This is a genomic window from Mesorhizobium sp. M7A.F.Ca.CA.002.05.1.1 (genome assembly GCF_003998335.1).
Lineage (GTDB): Bacteria > Pseudomonadota > Alphaproteobacteria > Rhizobiales > Rhizobiaceae > Mesorhizobium.
Genome location: NZ_RZQI01000177.1, coordinates 1 through 8,518, shown reverse-complemented (window position 1 = coordinate 8,518; position 8,518 = coordinate 1). Strand labels below are relative to the sequence as shown.

8 protein-coding genes are annotated in these 8,518 nt (G+C 62.9%); all 8 read right to left on the bottom strand.

Translation table 11 applies throughout. The features are described from left to right. Positions 1-486: anti-sigma factor (locus tag EN939_RS11835; RefSeq protein ID WP_127268162.1), on the bottom strand; the 486-nt coding region annotated here is incomplete at its 3' end. Next, the gene (locus tag EN939_RS11830; protein WP_127268161.1) at positions 483-1,049 is read right to left on the bottom strand and encodes a sigma-70 family RNA polymerase sigma factor; all 567 of its coding nucleotides are present in this window, start codon (positions 1,047-1,049) and stop codon (positions 483-485) included. The genes EN939_RS11835 and EN939_RS11830, both read right to left, overlap by 4 nt. Positions 1,050-1,218: 169 nt before the next feature. Next, the gene (locus EN939_RS11825; protein WP_127268160.1) at positions 1,219-2,058 is read right to left on the bottom strand and encodes an alkaline phosphatase family protein; all 840 of its coding nucleotides are present in this window, start codon (positions 2,056-2,058) and stop codon (positions 1,219-1,221) included. Between the two features lie 97 nt (positions 2,059-2,155). Further along, a complete protein-coding gene (locus EN939_RS11820; protein WP_127268159.1) occupies positions 2,156-3,745 on the bottom strand; it encodes an ABC transporter substrate-binding protein in 1,590 nt (529 codons plus the stop codon). A 182-nt stretch (positions 3,746-3,927) separates the two neighbouring features. Continuing rightward, positions 3,928-5,583 (bottom strand): ABC transporter ATP-binding protein, encoded by a 1,656-nt coding sequence (locus EN939_RS11815; protein WP_127268158.1) that lies wholly within the window; start codon positions 5,581-5,583, stop codon positions 3,928-3,930. Beyond that, positions 5,583-6,407: an ABC transporter permease gene (locus tag EN939_RS11810; protein ID WP_127268157.1), complete on the bottom strand. Its 825-nt coding sequence runs from the start codon at positions 6,405-6,407 to the stop codon at positions 5,583-5,585. Before EN939_RS11810 ends, EN939_RS11815 begins: the two co-directional genes overlap by 1 nt. Before the next feature lie 9 nt (positions 6,408-6,416). Further along, the gene (locus EN939_RS11805; RefSeq protein ID WP_127268156.1) at positions 6,417-7,376 is read right to left on the bottom strand and encodes an ABC transporter permease; all 960 of its coding nucleotides are present in this window, start codon (positions 7,374-7,376) and stop codon (positions 6,417-6,419) included. A gap of 15 nt (positions 7,377-7,391) precedes the next feature. Beyond that, a partial coding sequence (locus EN939_RS11800; RefSeq protein WP_164750957.1) for an ABC transporter substrate-binding protein occupies positions 7,392-8,518 on the bottom strand: 1,127 nt, incomplete at its 5' end.

The window sequence follows — 8,518 nt, the reverse complement described above, 5'->3', positions numbered from 1 at the left end:
GTCCGACATCCTGGCATCCGGCTTGAACTTGACCAGCGCGAACGGCATTTTCGCCGGATCGTTTTCCGCGCCGGCAATCTCGAAATCATTGCCCTTGCCGCCGGGTTCGACAAACGACTGCACCATGACCAGGGCCAGCAGAACCGCGGCTGCCGCCCAGGCGACACCGACCGGCACCGCCATGAAGCGGCCCCAGGCCTGCGCCAGCCAGGACGATCCTGCCGGCTTGCGCGCAGGCCCGGCCTCGGCGTCGAGTGCCTTGGCAAAGCGGCTGAGCGCATCGGCCGGCGGCCGGATTGCTTCGTTGGCGGCCGTGGCGCCGGAGAATTCGGCTTCAGCCTCGCCAAGGGCGGCAAGTGCGGCCGGATCGCTGGCCAGCCATTCCTCGACCGCTTCCAGGTCGGAACCTTCCAGCGAGCCGTTCAGGTAGAACGGCAGCAGCGTTTCCATTTCGTCGCGGCGCGACATCTTTTCAGCGGCGCTCATGGCCACCCCCTGTCGTAACCGGCGGCCTTGAGGGCCTCTCCGAGTTTCTTGCGGGCGTAGAACATCCGGGTCTTGACGGTGGCGACCGGAATGTCGAGCACCTCGCCGATCTCGCTCACCGATTGTCCGTGATAATAGGCAAGATCGATGACCACGCGATGCTCTTCGGGCAAGGTGTCGACGAAGCGCCGCAGGGCGGCGGCCTTGTCTTCCTTCATGGTGACGACTTCCGGCGTGTCGGCGCCGTCGGGCACCGCGGCGGCGGCCTCGTCGTCGATCCAGTCTTCCTTCTTCTTGCGCAGAAAGGACAGCGCCTTGAAACGGGCGATGCCGAGCAGCCATGTCGAGACTTCGGAACGCCCTTCGAAGCCGGGCGCCTGGCGCCATAGCTCGAGGAAGACTTCGTTGGCGATATCGTCGGCCATCATTTCCGATCCCGTCTGGCGCGCCACGAAGCGGTAGACCCGCGCGTGGTGACGCATGAACAGGAGCCGCACGGCGGCACGGTCGCCCTTCGCGACCCGGTCGACGAGAGCGCGATCGGTCTCCGTCGCTGCCGTCATGGCCGGTCGAGCCGCCTGGCTCCTGTCTGCTCTGTCGCTGATCGGTCCAAAAAGGTTCATCCTCCGCCAAGGAATTTTGCGGAGGCTAACCGAAGTAAGGAAGTGTTGCCAGAGGCAGGGTCTTCCCTTCCCCCCACAAGGGGGGAAGGGAAGAGTTCTGCGCGCCCGCTCACCCCAAGAAAGATTTAGCCTTCATCGCCTCCGGTATTGCCACACCCAGCCGGCTCAGCACTGTCGGCGCCAGCTGCAGCTGGTCGAGCAGCGTGTCGGCCTGCGGACCCTTACCTTGTCCAAAATAGTACAGCGCGAAATCCTGCATCTCGTCGTCATGGCCGCCATGATGGCCACGATCGGTCTGGCCGTGATCGGCGGTGACAATCACCTCATAGCCGGCTTCGATCCAGCGCGGCAGGAAGGCGGCCAGCATCCCGTCCATCGCATAGACGGCATGGTCCATCTCGTGGCAGTCGTGGCCGAAGCGGTGTCCCATCGAGTCCAGCGTGCAGGTGTGCAGGATGCCGTAGTCGATGCCATGGCGTTTCGTCAGCATCGTCAGCGTCGCGAACAGGTCGACATCGCTCGGCGTCATCTGGTTGCGAAGGTTGTAACCGGTCATGGTGTGGAAGCGGCCATGCGTGATCGGCCCGCTTGGCTCGTCGAATTCCATGTCCTCGACCAGGTCGAACGGATAGCCGCGGAAGAATTCCGACCAGTAGGAATGGGTCACCGCCCCCGTCTTGCCGCCTGCCTTGCTGACTTCGGAGAAGATATCGGGCTGCTCGACGCGGAACCGGTTCTCGTTGGAGAGAATCCCGTGCACCTGCGGTGAGACCCCGGTGTGGATCGACGCATAGCAGCAGGCCGAGGTCGACGGCAGCACCGAGCGCATCTTCCAGACGCGCGCCTCGCCCGATTGCACCCAGCCTTCGAGATTGCCCATCAGCCGGCGCCAGTTCCGGTAAGGCACGCCGTCGAGGATGATCAGCAGAAGCTTGGACTTGAGCGCCATGGGCTGCTCCATGCGGTTGGCGGTTGAAGCGGGACGCCGTGTGCCGTCTTGGGCACACGGCGTTCTTGATTGATGAAATCGGACGATCAGAGTCCGCTCAAGCGTTGAGCCAGCACTCGGCAAGCGCGTAGCCGTCCATCATTTCGCCGATAGGGCTCTTGGCATAGCCGCCGATCTTGCTGGTGGCGGCCGCGTCGATGAACTGGTTGAAGAAGGGCACGATCAGCCCGCCTTCGTCACGCATCATAACTGCCATATCGTGGTAGATCGCCTGGCGCTTGGCCTGGTCGAGCTCGCCGCGCGCGGTAAACAGCATCTTGTCGAATTCCGGCCGCTTGAAGCGCGTGTCGTTCCAGTCGGCGGTCGAGACATAGCCGGTGGAATACATCTGGTCCTGCGTCGCGCGTCCGCCCCAGTAGGAGAGCGAGAAAGGCTGCTTGTTCCAGACCTCCGACCAGTAGCCGTCGCCGGGCTCGCGCTTGATCTCGATCTTGATGCCGGCTTTGGCGCAGGACTGCTGATAGAGCTGTGCGGCATCGACGGCGCCCGGGAAGGCGACGTCCGAGGTGCGCAGCACGATCGAGCCGCTGTGGCCCGATTTCTTATAGGCTGCCGCCGCCTTGTCCGGATCGAACTTGCGCTGCTCGATGTCGGCGGAAAACAGCGGATAGGCCTCGTTGATCGGGAAGTCGTTACCTACCGAGCCATAGCCGCGCAGGATCTTTTCCAGCATCTCGTCGCGGTCCATGGCAAGCTTCAGCGCCATCCGCAGATCGTTGCTGTCGAAGGGGGCGGTGTCGCAGAACATGTTGAACGGGTAGTAGCCCTTGCCCGAGACGTTCTCGATGGAAACGCCCGCGATGCGCTTGACCAGATCGACGACCTTCGGCTCGACGCGGTTGATCATGTGCACCTGGCCGCCCTGCAGGGCGGCAAGCCGTGCGGTCGCGTCATTGATGACGATGATCTCGACCTGGTCGGCATGGCCGGCCTTGTCGCCCAGCCAGTAATTGGCGAAGCGCTCGCCGCCATGGCGCACGCCGGGCTGGTTGACGCTAACCTTATAGGGACCGGCGCTGATGCCGGCGTTCGGATCGTCCTTGCCACCATTCGGCTGGATGGTGAGATGGTAGTCGGCCATCAGATAGGGGAAGTCGGCATCGGCGTCGCCGAGCGTGACGATGACCTCCTTGCCGCTCGCCTTGATCCCCTTGATGTTCTTGAGGATGCCGAGTGCTCCGGACTTGGACTTCTCGTCCGCATGGCGCTCAATGGTGGCAGCAACATCCTCCGCGCCGACCGTCTTGCCATTGTGGAACTCGATGCCGTCGCGGATCTTGATTGTCCATGTCTTGGCGTCGGCCGAGGCGCCAATCTCCTCGGCAATCAGGTTGACGAGCTTGTTGTCCGGGGTGAGGCGCACGAGATACTCGCCCCAAAGCTTGCCGAAGCTGAAGGTAACCTGGCTGAGGTTCAGCGCCGGATCGAGGCTGTTGGTGGATTCACCGCCCTGCAGACCGGCCTTGATGATACCGCCCTTCACCGCCGTCTGGGCAAATGCCTTGCCGGCCAGCGCCGGCATCAGGGCCGCCGATACGCCGAGCGCGGCGGCGCGCCCAAGAAAGGCGCGGCGCGATATCCGGCCTTGACCGGCGAGTTCGGCGAGATAATCGAGTTCAGTCTTCATGTCCTACCCCTGTTTTAAAAGTCGTGCGAGCAGCGCTCGTCCCGAAGGACGTTTGGCGCTCTTGTGTTGCATCCGGATGACGGTCGCCGGCGCCCCATGTGGCGGCTTGGTCTGGTGCAATTCCCAGGGGAAGCGCCATGCGCTTCTTCTGGGAGAACCGGTTCCAGTTTCCCCGAATTGCTTTAGTTGCCCGCGCTGGCCATGCGCCGTCCCTTGATTGCCTTTTCCAGCCAGCCGATTTCCATCTCTGGAACCGAGGAGAGCAGCAGGTCGGTGTAGGCGTCGAAGGGCGGGCTTAGCACCTGGCTCTTGGGGCCGTAGCGCACCACCTCGCCGCGATACATAACCGCGATCGAATCGGCGATCGACTTCACAGTGGCGAGGTCGTGCGTGATGAACAGATAGGCGACGTTCTCCTCCTTCTGCAACTCCAGCAGCAGCTTGAGGATGCCGTTGGCGACCAGCGGATCGAGCGCAGAGGTCACCTCGTCGCAGATGATCAGCTTCGGCTTGGCGGCAAGCGATCGGGCGATGCAGACACGCTGTTTCTGGCCGCCGGAAAGTTCGGCCGGATAGCGGTCGGAAAAGCCCTTGCCCATCTCGATCTTGTCGAGCAGTTCGGCGACGCGCCTGTCGCGCTCGCGGCCGCGTATGCCGAAATAGAATTCGAGCGGCCGGCCGATGATGGTGCCGACGGTCTGGCGCGGGTTCATCGCCACGTCGGCCATCTGGTAGATCATCTGCAACTGGCGCAAATCCTCCTTCGGCCGGTCGGCCAGCCTGTTGGCCAGCGGACGTCCGTCGAAGGTGACGGTGCCCTGTTCGGGCGGCAAAAGTCCCGTGATGGCGCGCGCCAGCGTCGACTTGCCGGAGCCGGACTCGCCGACCACGGCCAGCGTCTGACCCGGATAGATGTCGACCGAGACGTTCTTCAGCACCTTGATGTCGCTGCGGCCATAGGCGGCGGTGACGTTCTTCACCGACAGGAATGGCGACGTGCCGGGTTTCTGCTCCTGATGCTCGATCTCATGCACCGAGACCAGCGCATTGGTGTATTCCTGGCGCGGCTCCTTGATGATCTGCCTTGTGCCGCCCCATTCGACCAGCCTTCCATGGCGCAGCACCATGATCTCGTCTGAGACCTGGGCGACGACGGCAAGGTCGTGGGTGATGTAGAGCGCAGCGACATGGGTGTCGCGGATGGCATCCTTGATCGCCGCCAGCACGTCGATCTGCGTCGTCACGTCGAGCGCCGTTGTCGGCTCGTCGAAGACGATCAGGTCCGGCTCGGAGCACAGCGCCATCGCCGTCATCACGCGCTGCAACTGGCCACCCGAAACCTGGTGCGGAAAGCGCTCGCCGATGGTTTCAGGGTTCGGCAGGCTGAGCTTCTTGAACAGCGCAACCGCGCGCTTCTCGGCCTCGGCCCGCGTTGCCGTACCGTGCAGCAGCGTGGCTTCCACCACCTGGTCCATCAGCCGGTGCGCCGGGTTGAAGGCGGCTGCCGCCGATTGCGCGACATAGCAGACCTCGCGGCCGCGTAATTTGCGGAAGCCGTCCTTGCCGCCCTTGAGGATGTCGCGGCCGTTCAGGATCACCTCGCCGCCGGTGATGCGCACGCCGCCGCGGCCATAGCCCATCGACGACAGGCCGATGGTCGACTTGCCGGCGCCGGACTCGCCGATCAGGCCGAGCACCTTGCCTTTTTCAAGCGTCAGCGAGACATCGTGCACCAACACGATGTTCTTTGGCGGCTCGCCGGGCGGGAAGACGGTGGCTTCGATGCGTAGGTTGCGGATGTCGAGCAGCAGGCCTGATTTCGCTTTGGTGTCGGCCATCACCCGCGTCCTCCCTTGAGGCTGGTCGTCCGGTTGAGCACCCAGTCGGCAACCAGGTTGACGGAAATCGCCAACAGGGCGATCGCCGCCGCCGGGATAAGCGCGGCCGCGATGCCGAAGACGATGCCATCCTTGTTTTCCTTGACCATGCCGCCCCAGTCGGCGTCCGGTGGCTGCACGCCAAGGCCGAGGAACGACAGCGTCGACAGGAACAGCACGGCATAGATGAAGCGTAGGCCGAGTTCCGAAACCAGCGGCGACAATGCGTTGGGAAGGATCTCGCGGAAGATGATCCAGCCGCTGCCCTCACCACGCAGTTTCGCCGCCTCGACATAGTCCATGACGTTGATGTCGACGGCGACCGCGCGCGACAGGCGATAGACGCGGGTCGAATCCAGAATGCCCATCACCAGGATCAGCGTCACCAGATTGGTCGGCAGCACTGACAGCACGACGAGACCCATGATCAGCGTCGGGATCGACATCAAGAGATCGACGAGGCGCGACAGCAGCGTGTCGAACCAGCCGCCGAAGACGGCCGCCGAGAAGCCGAGGATGGCGCCGAGCGAGAATGACAGTGCGGTGGCCAGCACCGCGATGAACAAAGTGATGCGGGCGCCGTAGATCATGCGAGACAGAAGATCGCGGCCGAGATTGTCGGTGCCCAGCAAATGGGCAGCCGACATCGGTTCCCAGACGTCGCCGACGATTTCGCCATTGCCGTGCGGCGCGATCCAGGGGGCGAAGATCGCCGCCAGCACGAACAATGCCGTCAGCACGATCCCGATCAGCGCGGGGAGGGGGATGCGTTTGATATCGAGCATATCCGCCCCCTATTTCGGATGTCTGAGACGCGGATTGGCGACGATCGCCGCTATGTCCGCAATGATATTCAGGCTGATATAAACGGCGGCGAAGATCAGGCCGACCGCCTGCACCACCGGCACGTCGCGTTTGGTGACGTGGTCGACAAGATACTGCCCCATGCCCGGATAGACGAAAATCACCTCGACCACGACGACGCCGACGATCAGGTAGGCGAGGTTGAGCATGACGACGTTGATGATCGGCGCGATGGCATTGGGGAAGGCGTGCTTGCGGATGACGTTGAAGGCCGACAGGCCCTTCAGTTCCGCGGTCTCGACATAGGCCGACTGCATGACATTGAGGATCGCCGCGCGTGTCATGCGCATCATGTGGGCGAGCACGACCAGCGTCAGCGCTGCCGCCGGCAGAGCGATCGCCTGCATGCGCTCGCCAAAAGGCATGCCGTCATAGACAGTCGAAATGCCCGGGAAGATTTGCCATTTCACGGCGAAGAAATAGACCAGCACATAGCCGATGAAGAACTCGGGAAAGGAGGTCGAGGCCAGAGCCAGCCCGGAGATCAGCTTGTCGACCCAGCCATTGCGGTAGCGCACCGCGATCAGACCGAGGATAATCGCTAGCGGCACCGCGACGACCGCTGCCCAGAAGGCGAGGAACAGCGTGTTCCACAGCCGGCCCTTGATCGACGTGGCGATATCCTGGCCGCTCGACATGGCGGTACCCAGGTCGCCTGTCACCACCCCGCCGAGCCAACGGAAATACCTGATATAGGCCGGATCGTTGAGGCCGAGCTGCTCGCGCAAATTGGCGAGCGACTCCGGTGTCGCCGATTGCCCAAGAATGGCTTGCGCGACATCGCCGGGCAGGATCTGCGTGCCGGCGAAAATCAGGACCGAAACGGCCAACAAGAGGAGAATGCCCAGCGCGATGCGCTGGGCAATCAGTTTCAGGATGGGTGAAGACATATCCGCAAAGCCGGCTCAGGCCTGCAGCCAGCACTTCGCCAAGGCGTAACCGTTCATCAGTTCCTGATGTGGATCGTCGACCCAGCCATCGACCTTGGCACCGGTCGCGTCGATGAACTGGTTGAACATCGGCAGGATCAGACCGCCTTCGTCGCGGACCATGACAGCCATGTCGTGGTACATCGCCTTGCGCTTGGTCTCGTCAAGTTCGGCCCGGGCCGCCAGCACCATCTTGTCGAAATCCGGACGCTTGAAACGCGTGTCGTTCCAGTCCGCCGTCGACAGATAGGCGGTCGAGTACATCTGGTCCTGCGTCGAGCGGCCGCCCCAGTAGGAGGCGCAGAAGGGCTGCTTGTTCCAGACTTCCGACCAGTAGCCGTCGCCCGGTTCGCGTTTGATCTCCAACTTGATGCCGGCCTTGGCCGCGCTCTGCTGATAGAGTTGCGCGGCATCCACGGCGCCGGGGAAGGCGACGTCGGAAGTCCGTAGCAGCACGGCGCCATCATGGCCCGACTTCTTGAAGTGGAACTTGGCCTTGTCGGGATCGTATTTGCGCTGCTCGATCTCGGTAAACAGCGGATAGGACGCATTGATCGGGAAGTCGTTGCCGATCGAACCGTAGCCACGCAGGATCTTGTCGAGCATTTCTTCGCGGTCGATGGCCAGCTTGAGCGCCATGCGCAGATCGTTGTTGTCGAAGGGTGCGGTGTTGCAATGCGCGATGAAGACATAGTGGCCGGGACCCGCATGGTTGCGGATGGTGACGCCGGGCAGGCGCTTGATCAGGTCGACGATCTTCGGCTCGACGCGGTTGATCATGTTGACCTGGCCGCCTTGCAGGGCGGCGGTGCGCGCCGTCGCATCGTTGATGACGATGATCTCGATCTGGTCGGCGTGGCCCATCTTGTCGCCCTGCCAGTAATTGGCGAAACGCTCGCCGCCATGGCGCACGCCGGGCTCATTGGTCGTAACCTTGTAAGGACCGGCCGAGATGCCTGCGTCGGCCTTGTCCTTGCCGCCATTCGGTTGGACGATCAGGTGATAGTCGCTGAGCAAATAGGGCAGGTCGGCATTGGCTTCCTTCAGGGTCAGCACGACTTCCTTGCCGCTGGCCTTGATGGTTTCGATGCCCTTCATATAGC

Coding starts and splice junctions, on each gene's coding strand:
- EN939_RS11830 (WP_127268161.1), bottom strand. CDS start 1,049: ATGACGGCAGCGACGGAGACCGATCGCGCTCTCGTCGACCGGGTCGCG.
- EN939_RS11825 (WP_127268160.1), bottom strand. CDS start 2,058: ATGGCGCTCAAGTCCAAGCTTCTGCTGATCATCCTCGACGGCGTGCCT.
- EN939_RS11820 (WP_127268159.1), bottom strand. CDS start 3,745: ATGAAGACTGAACTCGATTATCTCGCCGAACTCGCCGGTCAAGGCCGG.
- EN939_RS11815 (WP_127268158.1), bottom strand. CDS start 5,583: ATGGCCGACACCAAAGCGAAATCAGGCCTGCTGCTCGACATCCGCAAC.
- EN939_RS11810 (WP_127268157.1), bottom strand. CDS start 6,407: ATGCTCGATATCAAACGCATCCCCCTCCCCGCGCTGATCGGGATCGTG.
- EN939_RS11805 (WP_127268156.1), bottom strand. CDS start 7,376: ATGTCTTCACCCATCCTGAAACTGATTGCCCAGCGCATCGCGCTGGGC.